Annotated in this window: 12 protein-coding genes; 9 read left to right on the top strand and 3 right to left on the bottom strand. The window is 60.2% G+C overall.

The annotated features are described in order from the left end of the window. Positions 1–3: 3 nt before the first annotated feature. Both B5F22_RS09290 and B5F22_RS09285 read right to left on the bottom strand, forming a co-directional pair. Positions 4–582, bottom strand: coding sequence for a rhomboid family intramembrane serine protease (locus tag B5F22_RS09290; protein ID WP_087234123.1), 579 nt, complete (start codon positions 580–582; stop codon positions 4–6). Beyond that, positions 579–1,490, bottom strand: coding sequence for an RluA family pseudouridine synthase (locus B5F22_RS09285; RefSeq protein WP_087234121.1), 912 nt, complete (start codon positions 1,488–1,490; stop codon positions 579–581). The genes B5F22_RS09290 and B5F22_RS09285 overlap by 4 nt, the downstream gene beginning before the upstream one ends. Before the next feature lie 274 nt (positions 1,491–1,764). Here B5F22_RS09285 and gdhA point away from each other — a divergent pair, with 274 nt between their 5' ends. Both gdhA and B5F22_RS09275 read left to right on the top strand, forming a co-directional pair. After that, positions 1,765–3,111 (top strand): NADP-specific glutamate dehydrogenase, encoded by a 1,347-nt coding sequence (gene gdhA, locus B5F22_RS09280; RefSeq protein WP_087234119.1) that lies wholly within the window; start codon positions 1,765–1,767, stop codon positions 3,109–3,111. A 115-nt stretch (positions 3,112–3,226) separates the two neighbouring features. Continuing rightward, positions 3,227–4,036 carry a DUF3795 domain-containing protein gene (locus tag B5F22_RS09275; protein ID WP_087234117.1) on the top strand — a complete coding sequence of 270 codons (810 nt, stop codon included), beginning with the start codon at positions 3,227–3,229 and terminating at the stop codon, positions 4,034–4,036. 57 nt (positions 4,037–4,093) lie between these two features. On the opposite strand, the gene B5F22_RS09270 is transcribed toward B5F22_RS09275, so the two are convergent. Further along, positions 4,094–5,287 carry an acetate kinase gene (locus B5F22_RS09270; RefSeq protein ID WP_087234115.1) on the bottom strand — a complete coding sequence of 398 codons (1,194 nt, stop codon included), beginning with the start codon at positions 5,285–5,287 and terminating at the stop codon, positions 4,094–4,096. Between the two features lie 427 nt (positions 5,288–5,714). On the opposite strand from B5F22_RS09270, the gene B5F22_RS09265 reads away from it, so the two are divergent. The 7 genes from B5F22_RS09265 to B5F22_RS09235 all read left to right on the top strand — a co-directional run. Continuing rightward, a complete protein-coding gene (locus B5F22_RS09265; RefSeq protein WP_087392347.1) occupies positions 5,715–6,848 on the top strand; it encodes a nucleotidyltransferase family protein in 1,134 nt (377 codons plus the stop codon). A gap of 79 nt (positions 6,849–6,927) precedes the next feature. Further along, positions 6,928–7,932 carry an acyltransferase family protein gene (locus B5F22_RS09260; RefSeq protein ID WP_158096678.1) on the top strand — a complete coding sequence of 335 codons (1,005 nt, stop codon included), beginning with the start codon at positions 6,928–6,930 and terminating at the stop codon, positions 7,930–7,932. A gap of 49 nt (positions 7,933–7,981) precedes the next feature. Then, a complete protein-coding gene (pepT, locus tag B5F22_RS09255; RefSeq protein ID WP_087392345.1) occupies positions 7,982–9,217 on the top strand; it encodes a peptidase T in 1,236 nt (411 codons plus the stop codon). A 90-nt stretch (positions 9,218–9,307) separates the two neighbouring features. Further along, entirely contained in the window at positions 9,308–10,195 is an 888-nt protein-coding gene (locus B5F22_RS09250; protein WP_242955099.1) for a rhomboid family intramembrane serine protease, read from the top strand. Positions 10,196–10,319: 124 nt separating this feature from the next. After that, a complete protein-coding gene (locus B5F22_RS09245; protein WP_242955098.1) occupies positions 10,320–12,209 on the top strand; it encodes a bifunctional UDP-sugar hydrolase/5'-nucleotidase in 1,890 nt (629 codons plus the stop codon). 152 nt (positions 12,210–12,361) lie between these two features. Beyond that, on the top strand, positions 12,362–12,613 hold the full coding sequence (locus B5F22_RS09240; RefSeq protein ID WP_087234105.1) for a FeoA family protein: 252 nt from the start codon (positions 12,362–12,364) through the stop codon (positions 12,611–12,613). Between the two features lie 3 nt (positions 12,614–12,616). Next, positions 12,617–13,773 (top strand): FeoB small GTPase domain-containing protein (locus B5F22_RS09235; protein ID WP_143482225.1); only part of this gene is annotated, 1,157 nt, incomplete at its 3' end.

Raw genomic sequence — 13,773 nt, 5'->3', positions numbered from 1 at the left:
TTGTTATCGCTTCTTGCCGCTGGACAGGGCAAATCCGAATACGGTGCCGCACAGGCCGCCGATGATGTGGGTCAGTTGGGAGATGTTGTCCTGGACAAAAATGCCGTTCCAGATCTCGTCCCCCAGGTAGAACACCGCCACCAAAATGAGGGTGGTGGGGATGGTGCCGTTGCGCACCCCGCCGAAGGAGGAGAGGAGGATCATCATAAACACGATGCCCGAGGCACCCAGCAGGGCGGTGCCGGGGAAGAAGAAGAACTGCACCAGACCCGAAATCACCGCCGTGACCAGAATGGCGCACAGCACATTCCAGCTGCCAAATCGGTCTTCCAGGTTGGGGCCCAGCACCAGAATGAGCACCATATTGCCGATGTAGTGGGCGTAGCCGCTGTGACCCAGCACGTGGCCGAAGAACCGCACCCAGGCCAGAGGATCAGCCAGGGAGCAGTGGTAGACGGAAAAGAGATGGGCATTGGTCCAGCCGTCGGTGACCCCGTTGAGAATCAGCGCAATCAGGGACAGCAGGGCAAAGGTGATGGTGACCGGGGCGTTGTAGGAAATTTTTAAGGTGGGTCGTTTCATAAAAATACCTCTTGTGTGTTTGGGAGCAGGGCGGCCATGTCCTCCGGCAGGGGCTGAGTGAAGGCCAGGTGCTCTCCTGTGATGGGATGGGTGAAGCTGAGCTGATGGGAGTGGAGGGCGGGCCGGGCAATCTTCTCCGGCTGCTCGGTACCATAGAGAAAATCCCCGGTGAGGGGACAGCCCAGGTGTGCCATATGCACCCGAATCTGGTGGGTGCGCCCGGTGTCCAGTTGTAGCTCCACCAGGCTCCTGCCCTCCCAAGATTGTAACACCCGGTAGTGGGTGCGGGCGCTCTGGCCGTCCGGACACACTGCCCGGGCCCGGGAATCTGGGGCCAGACCGATGGGGGCGTCCACCGTGCCCGAGGGGGCGGGGGGCTGGCCGTCGCAGATGGCCAGATAGACCCGGCGGAAGGCCTCGGTGTGGAGCTGCTGCTTTAATTGCTCTTGGGCGTGGGGGTGCTTAGCCACCACCAACAGCCCCGAAGTGCCCTTGTCCAGCCGATGGACGGGGTGGAAGTCGCAGTCCTGCCCGGTTTGCTGGTAGTGGTACATGAGAAAGTTGCCCAGGGTGTCGGCAAAATGGCCGTGGCTGGGGTGTACCAGCAGGCCGGGGGGCTTGTTGACCACCACCACGTCCTCATCCTCCCAAATAAGGTCCAGAGGCCCAGGGGTGGGCACAGTGCCGGAAGTGGGGGCCGGGTCGGTCAGGCGCACCGACAGCACTTCCCCCGCCTGGACACGGTATCGCACCGTGACCCGCTGGCCGTCCACCATGATGCCGTCGGAGAGCCATTTGATACGCCGCAGCACCGTCCCGGACAGGTGCAGGTGCCGCCGCAATATGGTGTTGACCTCCAGGCCCACCAGGTCCCCTTGAATGGGAACGCGCAGATATCTGGCAGCCATGCAATACCTCCCCAGTATAATGTTCAATACAGTAGTATAATCTTCCTGGACCGCTCCGTCAAGAATTGCTGGCTAAAATGCCAGAAAATGGTGAAAATCCGTCATGACATTGGAAAAACTGTGCAACAATTGCTTCATTTTTTGGCTGTGTCAACGATATTTCCTTCTTTTGTGCAAGTTTGAACATTAGGTATTGCAAAAATGACGGTTGGGGTGTACAATACAGTAGCAAGCTAAATTACACACTTTCAAAATAGAAAGGATGTTGGCAAACATGTCTCTGAATAACGCTTATCTGAAGTCCGTCATGGAGGGCCTGAAGGCCCGCAACGGTCATGAGAAGGAGTTCCTCCAGGCTGTGGAGGAAGTTTTGGAGTCTCTGGAGCCCGTGGTGGAGGCCGATCCCCGCTACGAGCAGCAGAACATTGTGGGCCGTATGGTGGAGCCTGAGCGGGCCATTCTCTTCCGGGTGCCCTGGGTGGACGACAACGGCGTGGTGCAGGTCAACCGCGGCTACCGTGTCCAGTTCAACTCCGCCATTGGCCCCTACAAGGGCGGTCTGCGTCTGCACCCCACCGTCAACCTGTCTGTCATCAAGTTCCTGGGCTTTGAGCAGGTCTTCAAGAATGCTCTGACCACTCTGCCCATGGGCGGCGGCAAGGGCGGCTCTGACTTCGACCCCAAGGGCAAGAGCGACGGGGAGATCATGCGTTTCTGCCAGTCCTTTATGAATGAGCTGTACCGCCACATCGGCCCCGACACCGACGTGCCCGCCGGCGACATCGGCGTGGGCGCCCGTGAGATCGGCTATCTCTTCGGCCAGTACAAGAAGCTGCGCAACGAGTGGACCGGCGTGCTCACCGGCAAGAGCCTGTCCTACGGCGGCTCTCTGGCCCGTACCGAGGCCACCGGTTTCGGTCTGTGCTATTTCGCCGACGCTCAGCTCCACGACAACGGCCAGTCCTTCGAGGGCAAGCGGGTGGTGATCTCCGGCTCCGGCAACGTGGCCATCTACGCCAACCAGAAGTGCACCACTCTGGGCGGTAAGGTCATCGCCATGTCCGACTCCAATGGTTACATTGTAGACGAGAACGGCATTGATTATAAGGTCATCCAGGAGATCAAGGAGGTCAAGCGCGCCCGCATCAAGACCTACCTGGACTACGTCCCCACCGCCAAGTACGTGGAGGGCTGCTCCGGCATCTGGACCGTGCCCTGCGACATCGCTCTGCCCTGCGCCACCCAGAACGAGCTGGACGAGGAGGCCGCCAAGGCCCTCATCGCCAACGGCTGCATCGGTGTGTTTGAGGGCGCTAACATGCCCTGCACCCCCGAGGCCATTTCCGCCATCAAGGGCGCTGGCCTGATGTTCTCCCCCGCCAAGGCTTCCAACGCCGGCGGCGTGGCCACCTCCGGTCTGGAGATGAGCCAGAACTCCGGCCGCATCAGCTGGACCTTCGAGGAAGTGGACAGCAAGCTCAAGGGTATCATGGAGGGCATTTACAAGGCCTGCGCCGACGCCGCCGAGAAGTACGGCATGAAGGGCGACATCCAGGCCGGTGCCAACATTGCCGGATTCCTGAAGGTTGCGGATGCAATGCTCTGGCAAGGAATTTGCTAATAGAAAGATAGAACTGTACAGAAGCCCCGTCTGGTGTGTAACGCACCGGGCGGGGCTTGTTTGTTTTCACTCTTCATGGTACAATATGGTCAACCTGAACAAAGGAGGGAGAGCCATGAGCGAGACCTATTGTGGAAAGAGCTGTCAAACCTGCGGCTATCGGGCGGAGACCAGCTGCCGGGGCTGCCTGGAGGAGGCCAGCCGGGAGTGCAAGCTGGCCCTATGCTGTCGCCAGAAGGGACATAAGACCTGTGACAGCTGCACCTACAACACCCAATGCGGCATGTATCGGGGGAGAGACACCGCACCTCAGTACCGCCTGGCCCAAAAGAAGGCGGAATTGGAGTATCAGCAGGAACTCCGGGAGCGGGGAAGCTTCCTGGCCAAGTGGATTTGGGTGTTGTTCTGGCTCTTTATCCCTGCCAACATTGCCAGCGTCATCGTCCAGTGGATGCCCAGCATCCAGGTGGTGGGATACCTGTTGGACTTTGCCTGTGGTGTGGTGTACGGTGTGGTGCTGCTGCGCATTGCCTCCAGGGCAGAGGGGTATCGCTGGGCGGGCATCTTGATTTTGATTACCGCGCTTCTGGATGGAGGGGCCATCTTCATCAGCAATGAGGCCTTGGCTCTGACGGTTTCCCTGTGCAGTGCTATCCTCTCCTTCTTTAGCTGCTACAATGAGTTTAACGCCCACGCCGACGTGCTGGCCGGGTTGGACAACGAGCTCAGCGACCAGTGGAGAAAGCTGTGGAAGTGGATGCTCATTGCCACCATTGCCATGATTGTGGGTGTGATCTTCACGGTCATCGTCATTGGCGCTTTGGTGTTTTTGGCAGCTATCATTGCCCTTTTGGTCATCGGAATCCTCAAACTGGTGTACCTGTTCCGAACCGCCCAGACCTTCCAGGATGTGGCCGCCCGATAAATAGGTATCAAAAATCCCGGTGCAAGAATTGCACCGGGATTTTTGTATCTCTGGAATTTAGGCCAGCTCGGCGGTGTCCAGGGCGATCATCAGCTCCTCGTTGGTGGGGATGAGCAGCACCTTGACGGGGGAGTCGGGGGTGGAGACCACGGTCTCCTTGCCACGGACGTTGTTGGCCTCGGGGTCCATGTGAATGCCCATGAACTCCAGACCGGAGGCGATGGACATACGCTCGGCAGCGGAGTTTTCGCCCACGCCGGCGGTGAAGATCACGGCATCCACGCCACCCATGGCGGCGGCATAAGCGCCGATGTACTTCTTCACGGAGTAGCAGAACATGTCCAGAGCCAGAGCGGCGCGCTCATTGCCCTGCTCGGCAGCGGCGGTGAGGTCACGGAAGTCGGAGGACACGCCGGACACGCCCAGCACGCCGGACTTCTTGTTGAGCACGTTCATCATCTCTGCCATGCTCATGTTGTGCTTGTTCATCAGGTACTCCAGGATACCGGCGTCCAGGTCGCCGGAGCGGGTACCCATGGGGACGCCGGCCAGGGGGGTGAAGCCCATGGTGGTGTCCACGCTCTTGCCGCCGTCAATAGCGGTGATGGAGGAGCCGTTGCCCAGGTGGCAGGAGATGAGCTTCAGCTCTTCCAGGGGCTTGCCCAGCATGGCGGCGGCGCGCTGAGCCACATACTTGTGGCTGGTGCCGTGGAAGCCGTAGCGGCGCACCTTGTCCTGCTCATAGTACTCGTAGGGCAGAGCATAGGTGTAGGCCTTGGCGGGCATGGTCTGGTGGAAGGCGGTGTCGAACACGCCCACCTGGGGCACGTCCTTGCCCATGACGGCCTCACAGGCCTTGATACCGGTGATGTTGGCGGGGTTGTGCAGGGGGGCCAGGGGGATGCACTCCTCCAGGGCGGCCATGACCTTCTCGTCGATCTTCACGGAGCAGGCGAAGGTCTCACCGCCGTGCACCACACGGTGGCCCACGGCCTCAATTTCCTTCATGGAGGAGATCACACCGTTTTTCTCGTCCACCAGGGCGTTGAGCACGGCCTGAATGGCCTCAGAGTGGGTGGGCATGGCCACGTCGGCGGCGTCGATGGTCTCCTTGCCGGGGGCCTTGTAGGTGAACTTGCCGTCGATGCCGATGCGCTCGCACAGGCCCTTGGCCAGAACTTCCTGGTTGTCGGTGTCCAGCAGCTGGTACTTCAGGGAAGAGCTGCCGGCGTTGATCACGAGAACTTTCATGATTGACACTCCTTCATATTGTGTAAGATAAAATTGTGTTTGCTTCTCTGGGAGAAGTATAATACAATTACTAGAAAACCGCATTTATTATAATGCGTACAGAACAAAGCCGCAAGGGTGAAATACCAAGACTTGAAAGGTCAGTTGGCTTTGTTCATGTTCACGGGTCTCGGGCAATCCGGCCCGAAACCCGTGAACCTTCCACTGGAACGTCCCAGAGTTCCAGTGGAAATACGCATTGTAACAATGTCCAAATTTCACAAAAAGCACTGCTTTTGTGAAATTGTGCGGCCTTCGCCGCACGAATAAACCGCTCAGCGGTTTATTCAGCAGACATTATTATAATGCCGGAAATAGGAATAAGCAAGGGCTTTTCTGACAGTTTGGTAAGATATGTGTAAAAATACACCCTGGGAGGGGATGAAGCATGGAAATTGTGGGCATCGTGGCAGAGTATAACCCCTTCCACAACGGGCACCGCCACCAAATCGCCCAGGCCAGAGCTCTGGCAGGGGCGGGGGCCGTGGTGTGTGCCATGAGCGGGAATTTTGTCCAGCGGGGGGACTGCGCCGTCACCGACAAGTGGACCCGGGCCCGGATGGCCCTGGAGGGTGGCGCAGACCTCATCTTGGAGCTGCCCACGGTGTGGGCCTCCTCCTCCGCTGAGACCTTCGCCCGGGGCAGTGTGGAAATCCTCCACGCTGCCGGGGCCACCGCTTTGTCCTTTGGCAGTGAGACGGGGGACGGGGCAGCCCTGGCGCAGGTGGCCCAGGTCCTGGACGACCCCGCCTTTTCTCAGGCCCTCCAGCCCTTTTTGAGCCGTGGCCTGCCCTTTGCCCAGTGCCGCCATCGGGCGGTCCAGGAGCTGCTGGGGGAGGAGGTGGCCTCCTGCCTTGCAAACGCCAACGACAATCTGGGGGTGGAGTACCTGCGGGCGGCCCGCCGCCTGGGCTGGAGCCCCAAGGTCTATCCCGTCCTCCGGGTGGGGGCGGGCCACGACGGGGGAGACCACCCCCTGTACCCCTCAGCCTCCCATGTGCGGGGAGAAATTCGCGCCGGGGCGGTGGCCATGGACAACCCCGCCTTCCTCTCTTATAACCAGCGGGGCATGTTGGCCCGGCTGCGCTGCCTGGAGCTGGAGGACTGGGAGCGCATCCCCGACTGTGGCGAGGGATTGGCCCAGCGGCTGTACCGGGCGGTGCGCCAGGGCACCAGCTTGGAGGAGATTTACGATCTGGCCAAGACCAAACGATATGCTCACGCCCGCATCCGCCGGGCGGTGCTGTGGGGGGCGCTGGGGCTGCGGGAGCAGGACCGCCCTGCCCAGGTGCCCTATCTGCGGGTGCTGGGGGCCAATGAGCGGGGACTGGGTGTGTTGCGCAACCTGGACGGCTCCGTCCCCGTCATCACCAAGCCCACCCACGGGAAAGGCATCCCCCTCATGGAGCTGGAGGCCAGATGCACCGACTTCTACGCCCTGTGCCGGGAGACCGTCACCCCCTGCGGGGCGGAGTGGAGTACCAGCCCGGTGATCTTGCAAAAGAGCGGCAATCATGTATAATGGGGAGGATGCTAGAGAAGGGGGAGAGAAGATGGACAGCCGAGGAGAGGGGAGAGAACGCTCATTCTTTCTCACATTTATGACGGTGATCTCCTGTGTGGCCGTGGTGATTCTCCATGCCAACGGGGTGTTCTGGAGCTTTTCCTATGAACGGGTGTGGCTCACCGCCAATGTGTTGGAATCCGTGTTCTACTTTGCGGTGCCGGTGTTCTTCATGATCTCCGGGTCCACCCTGTTGGACTACCGGGACCACTACGACACCCGGACCTATGCCATCAAACGGGTGAAAAAGACGGTCATTCCCTTTCTGGCGTGGAGCCTGGTGGCCCTGGCTTTCCAGCTGATTTTGAAGGGCTATACTTTTGAAAAAATAACGGTGTACACCGTGGTGGACACCATCCTCAACTCCCGACACTGGGGAGTGTATTGGTTCTTTATGCCCTTGTTTGGGGCCTATCTGGCCATTCCGGTGTTCAGCCTCATCCCCAAGGAGCGGCGTAAGAGCATCTTCCCCTACATCATTGCCGTGGGCTATCTCTTCAATGAGCTGATTCCCTTTGTCAACCGCCTGTGGGGCAACGTCATTCCCGTCAGTGGGGAATTGGGCTTCCCCATCAGCCGTGGCTACCTGCTCTACCTCTTTGTGGGCTACTATATTTATCACTACCAAGTGCCTCTGTGGCTGAGACGGCTCACCTATGTGCTGGGGGCAGCGGGATTGGCGGTGCACATGGTGGGAACCTGGTACTGCTCGTACCAAGCGGGGGAGATCGTCACCCTGTTCAAAGGCTATATGAATCTACCCTGCTTTTTCTATTCCACCGCCCTGTTCCTCTTTTTCCGCAACGTGAACTATCAAAAGTGGAACCGCCGGGTGACGGCTGTCCTCAACTACCTCAGCACCGAGACCTTCAATGTCTACCTGATTCACATGTTTGTCATCACCGGCGTGTCGGTGGTGTTCAAGGTCAGCTGGACCAGCTTTGTGAGCCGAACGGTGGGGGCCGTGGCGGTGTTTCTGGTGGTCACCCTCATCTGCAAACAAGTAAAAAAGCTTCCCCTGGTGCGGATCGTGCTCCCGTGAGCAGCCTGCACAGGTGAAACCATAAACCAATGAGAAAGGAAGAACTGTCATGCGTGCCTATGAACGCTTTTTGACCTATGCCAAAATCCATACCCAGTCCAGCGAGGACACCGGGGTCACCCCCTCCACCCCCATCCAGTGGGACCTGGCCCGGGTGCTGGAGCAGGAGCTCCGCGACCTGGGGGTGCAGGACGTGAAGCTGGATGAGCAGTGGTGCATTGTCACCGGCCACATCCCTGCCACTCCCGGCCTGGAGCAGGTCCCCGCCCTGGGCTTCCTGGCCCACATGGACACCGCTCCCGCCTTCTCCGGGGAGAACGTCAACCCTGTGTTCCATGAAAACTATGACGGCGGCGACGTGGCTCTGCCCCGGGAGGGCCGAGTCATCCGGGCCGAGGAGTTCCCCTTCCTGGCGGACCTCAAGGGCAAGACCCTCATCACCGCTGACGGCACCACCCTGCTGGGCGCCGACGACAAGGCGGGCATCGCCGAGATCATGACCCTGTGCCAGCGGCTGCTGGCCGGAGAGATTGCCCACGGCCCCATCTGCGTGGCCTTCACCCCCGACGAGGAGATCGGAGAGGGCCCCAACCACTTTGACGTGGCGGGCTTCGGGGCCCAGTACGCCTACACCGTGGACGGCGGTGCCGCTGGCTCCATTGAGTACGAGAACTTTAACGCCGCCTCCGCCAAAGTGGACATCACCGGCGTGTCCGTCCACCCCGGCTCGGCCAAGGACATCATGGTCAACGCCATTTTGTTGGCCCAGCAGCTCAACGCCCTGCTCCCCGCCCAGGAGACTCCCGCCCACACCGATGGGTATGAGGGCTTCTACCACCTGGACCGCCTGGAGGGTACCGCCGCCGCCGTGCGCATGGAGTACATCATCCGGGACCATGACCGGGCCAAGTTTGAGCAGCGCAAGGAGACCATGCGCCAGGCCGTGGCCACCATCCAGGCCCAGTACCCCACGGCTCATGTGGAGCTGACCATGCAGGACAGCTACTACAATATGAAGGAGAAGCTCACCGACTGCATGTTCCTCATTGAAAACGCCAAGAAGGCCGCCCAGGCCGCAGGGGTTACCCCCGAGGTGGAGCCCATCCGAGGCGGTACCGACGGAGCCCGCCTGTCCTTTATGGGCCTGCCCTGTCCCAATTTGGGCACCGGCGGCTACAATTTCCACGGCCCCCTGGAGTGCATCACCGTGGAGGACATGGACGCCGTAGTGGACATCCTGGTGCACCTGACGGACATCCACGGGAAAACATTTACAAATTGTTGATGTAATTTTCATTTGATCCGTTAGAATGGAGAGGTGCATCGGGCGCAGTGGCGCCCTAAGAAAAATCCCCTGCGGGGAGGAGGACTTTCGTTGATCTATCGAAATCGTGGCTACGGGCCCATTGATCGGTTCTGTGCCAAGCATCCCAATTTCGGTATCCCCAATCTGATGAAGATCATCGTCTTCGGCCAGATTGCCGTGTACCTGGTGAACATGCTCGTGTATGTGATGTTCAAACAGAGCTTTTTGAGCTATTTGCAGTTTGTGCCCGCTTTGATTCTGAATGGTCAGGTGTGGCGTCTGGTGACCTGGGTGGTGGTGCCCAACGCATCCAGCCCGTTTATGTTGCTGCTGACCTGCTATTTCTACTACTGGATTGCCGCCATGTTGGAGCGAGAGTGGGGCACCGCCCGGTTTACCCTCTTTTACTTGGGCGGTATGGTGTTGTCTGTGGTGCTGGGTATGGCGCTGGGCTTGGGCCAGATGAACCTGACCCATACCATTGCATCCCTGAACCTGAGCTACTACCTGAACCTGTCCATCTTCCTGGTGCTGGCGGTGCTGTACGGAGAGATGCAGGTGCTGCTCTTCTTTGTGGTCCCGGTGAAGATGAAGTGGATGGCCCTCATTGATGTGGTGCTGGTCATCGTGGATATGGTGGACTTGTTTAAGCTGGGTTATTGGATGTTGGCCTTGGTGCCTCTGGCCAGCTTCATCAACTTCTTCATTTTCACCTGGCCCTTCTGGCAGGCCAAGCTGGGAATTGTGCGCCACAAGACCGACCCCAAGGTCATCCACTTCAAGCAGGCCCAGAAACAGGCTCAGGAGACGAAGGGGTATCACCACAAGTGCGCCGTGTGTGGCATCACCGACGCCGACGACCCGGATATGGAGTTCCGCTACTGCTCCAAGTGCGACGGCTACTACTGCTACTGCGCCAATCACATCAACAACCACGTGCACATTCACAAAAATTGATCGTCTGCATGTCCAGTGGGCGGACGGCGGAGGAGAGACCCTCTGCCGCCCGCCCACTTGTGCTCTGTGCCAAGTTCAGGTATAATGAGGAAAATCAAAACGGATGAGTCAGGAGGAATGTCCCGTGAGACGACTTCTTTGTCTGGTGATGCTGCTGGCGCTGGCTCTGTCTCTCAGCGTGTCCCAGGTGTGGGCCGCCGACGAGACGGCAGATGAGATCACCATTTTATATACCCACGATATGCACTCCAGCTTTCTGCCCAAGGAGGGGCCGGACGGGCACTCCAGAGGGGGCTATGCCCGGCTGAAAACCCTCATTGATGAGCAGAAGGAGGAGCACCCCAACGCCCTGGTGCTGGACGGAGGCGACTTCTCCATGGGCAGCTTGTTCCAGACGGCCTATTCCACTTCCGCTCTGGAGCTGCGGGCCATGGGCCAGATGGGGTACGATGTCACCACCTTTGGCAACCATGAGTTTGACTACCGCGCCTCCGGCCTGGCCGATATGCTCTACGCCGCCGTGGACAGCGGGGACCCTCTGCCCGCCATTGTGGACGCCAACTATCTGCCGCCTCAGGAGGATGAAGAGACCTGGGACGCTCTGTACACCTACGGGGTGCAGGACTACCGAATCCTGGAGCGGGGCGGCGTGCTCTACGTGATCTTCGGCCTCACCGGGGTGGACTCCGATGAGTGCGCGCCCATGTCCGGAATGGAACTCCATGACCCGGTGGAGACCGCTAAGCGTGTGGTGAAGGAGGCCACGGAGCAGTGCCAGACCGCCTATGGGGAGGACCCCGTGGTCATCTGCCTGTCCCACTCGGGTACCGAGAAGGGGAAGGGGGAGGACTACGAGCTGGCCCGGAAGGTGGACGGCATCGACGTCATCATCTCCGGCCACACCCACACCACCCTGGAGCAGCCCATTGAGGTCAATGATACCTACATCGTCTCCGCTGGAGAGAACAGCAAAAATCTGGGTGTACTCACCCTGACCCGCACCCAGGACGGGGTGGAGCTGAAGGACAGCCGCCTGGTGCCTGTGGACGAGCGCGTGCCCGAGGACCCGCAGATGGCGGCGTGGATTGAAGAGGCCAAGAGCCAAGTGGAGCAGGACTACCTGGCGGACTTTGATCTGGAGTTTGACCAGGTCTTGGTGGACAATCCCTACCAGTTCGACACCGTGGATGAGGTGTACGACACCCAGCACGAGTCCACCCTGGGCAATCTGCTGGCCGACGCCTACTACTGGGCGGGAAACCAGGCCAGCCAGGACCCGGTGGACGTGGCCCTCACTGCCTCCGGCGTCATCCGGGATACCTTCCCCAAGGGGCCCATCACCGTCTCTCAGGTGTTCAACGTGGCTTCTCTGGGCATTGGTGCCGATGGGGTGCCCGGCTACCCCCTGATTTCGGTGTATCTGACGGGCAAGGATTTGAAAAATGCCATTGAGGTGGACGCCTCGGTGCCGCCTCTCATGTCGGCGGCCCAGCTGTTCTACTCCGGGGTTGGATACTCCTTTAACACCAACCGGATGATCTTCGACAAGGTGGACTACGCTGTGCTCATGCGAGAGGGCGGGATTACCGAGCCCATCGTGGATGACCAGCTCTATCACGTGGTCACGGGGCTGTACATCGGGCAGATGCTGGGAGCGGTTGAGAGCTCTACCTTTAACATCCTCACCGTGACCCCTCGGGATGCCCAGGGCAATCCCATTGATATCTCCCAGCTGGAGGACTACATCCTCCACGACGACGAAGGCAACGAGGTCAAGGAGTGGTACGCCATCGCCTCCTACCTGCAATCCATGGGTGGCGAGATGGACCAGAAGTACGGACAGACCGACGGGCGCAAGCTGGTGTACTCCAGCTGGAACCCGGTGAGCCTGCTGAAAAATGCGGGGCTGCCCACCTTCGTGGCCATTCTGGCCCTGGTCATTGTGGTGGTGCTGCTGGTCCTGATGGTGGTGCTGGTGAGAAAATTCATTCTCCGCCGCATGAGAAGAAACTGAGACCTCACAGGAAGAAAGATGAAAAAGAGAAGGCCCCGTGCCCAGAGACAACCTCTGAGCACGGGGCCTTTTTGGTGAACCCTGGGGGTGTGCACCCCATAGGATGGAGTGCCGGATTCCCACCAGGGGAGCCGGGAAAGGAGAGAACTTCGATGGACCGACAATGGAATTTAGCGGCGCTGGCCGAGGGGGAGAGCGGATACGTGCAGTCCGTGTCCACCCACCTGGCCCTCAAGCACCGTCTGGAAGATTTGGGACTCATCCCGGGCACCCGGGTGACCTGTATGGCCCGCAGCCCGGCGGGGGACCCCTGCGCCTACCTCATCCGGGGTGCACTCATCGCCCTGCGTCAGGCAGACGCCCGCCAGATCGCCCTGTGCCCGGCCCACCAGCGGGGGGCGTGAGCGATGGGCTCCTGTGTTGCCCTGGTGGGCAACCCCAATGTGGGCAAGTCCACGGTGTTCAACGCCCTCACCGGGCTACACCAACACACGGGAAACTGGGCGGGGAAGACGGTGGATGTGGCCACCGGGACCTTTACATGGCAGGGCAGCGAGGTGACGGTGGTGGACCTGCCCGGCACCTACTCCCTACAGACCGCCTCCCCGGAGGAGGACATCGCTCTGGACTACCTGCTCCACGGTCAGGCTAACGGTGTGGTGGTGGTGTGCGATGCCACCTGTTTGGAGCGCAATCTTATTTTAGCCCTCCAGGTGCTGGAGGTGACAGGAAATGTGGTGGTGTGCGTCAACCTCATGGATGAGGCCCAGCGGCTGGGGGTGCAGGTGGACCTCACCGTCCTGGCCGACGCCCTGGGCGTGACCGTGGTGGGGGTGTCTGCGGGCACTGGGGCGGGGCTGGATACCCTGCGGGAGGTGATGGTTCGGCTGGCCGAGGGAGAAATCACCGGACCTGTTCGCCCCGCTCAGCTCCCCATGGAGCGGGTGTGCACCGCCCAGGCCTACGCCCGTCAGGCGGTGGACACCACCCCAACCCCCCAGGCTCGCCGTCAAGCGGTGTGGAACAAGCGGCTGGTGAGTGGGTTCACCGCCATCCCTCTGATGCTGGTGCTGCTGGCCGGAGTGATGTGGCTGACGGTGGCGGGGGCCAACCTGCCTTCGTCTCTGTTGTCCCAGGGCTTTGACTGGCTGGGACAGCAGTTGGAGGCGTGGATGAGGGGCTGGGACCCCGCCCTTCGGGCCTTCCTCCTGGACGGAGTATACGGGGTGACCACCTGGGTGGTGTCGGTGATGCTGCCCCCCATGGCCATCTTTTTCCCCCTGTTCACCCTGCTGGAGGACCTGGGCTACCTGCCCCGGGTGGCCTTTGTGCTGGACCACGCCTTTCAAAAGGCCAGGGCCTGTGGAAAACAGGCTCTGACCATGTGCATGAGCCTGGGGTGTACCGCCTGTGGTGTGACGGGGTGCCGTATCATTGACAGCCCCCGGGAGCGGCTGGCCGCCATGCTCACTTCGTCCCTGGTGCCGTGTAACGGGAAATTTCCCACCCTGCTGGCCCTCATCACCCTGTTTCTGGTGGGGCAGGGGGGGAGCCTTACGGGGGC

It is taken from the genome of Pseudoflavonifractor sp. An187 (assembly GCF_002160275.1).
In the GTDB taxonomy this organism is placed as follows: Bacteria; Bacillota; Clostridia; order Oscillospirales; family Oscillospiraceae; genus Enterenecus; species Enterenecus faecium.
Note: the sequence above shows the minus strand (reverse complement) of the source record. Positions and strands in the feature narration are given on the sequence as shown.

Excerpts from the sequence above, each read along its gene's own strand:
- B5F22_RS09265 (WP_087392347.1), top strand. The coding sequence starts at position 5,715 with ATGGAAATTGTGGGCATCGTGGCAGAGTATAACCCCTTCCACAACGGG.
- B5F22_RS09290 (WP_087234123.1), bottom strand. The coding sequence starts at position 582 with ATGAAACGACCCACCTTAAAAATTTCCTACAACGCCCCGGTCACCATC.
- pepT (WP_087392345.1), top strand. The coding sequence starts at position 7,982 with ATGCGTGCCTATGAACGCTTTTTGACCTATGCCAAAATCCATACCCAG.
- B5F22_RS09275 (WP_087234117.1), top strand. The coding sequence starts at position 3,227 with ATGAGCGAGACCTATTGTGGAAAGAGCTGTCAAACCTGCGGCTATCGG.
- B5F22_RS09270 (WP_087234115.1), bottom strand. The coding sequence starts at position 5,287 with ATGAAAGTTCTCGTGATCAACGCCGGCAGCTCTTCCCTGAAGTACCAG.
- B5F22_RS09285 (WP_087234121.1), bottom strand. The coding sequence starts at position 1,490 with ATGGCTGCCAGATATCTGCGCGTTCCCATTCAAGGGGACCTGGTGGGC.
- B5F22_RS09240 (WP_087234105.1), top strand. The coding sequence starts at position 12,362 with ATGGACCGACAATGGAATTTAGCGGCGCTGGCCGAGGGGGAGAGCGGA.
- B5F22_RS09260 (WP_158096678.1), top strand. The coding sequence starts at position 6,928 with ATGACGGTGATCTCCTGTGTGGCCGTGGTGATTCTCCATGCCAACGGG.
- gdhA (WP_087234119.1), top strand. The coding sequence starts at position 1,765 with ATGTCTCTGAATAACGCTTATCTGAAGTCCGTCATGGAGGGCCTGAAG.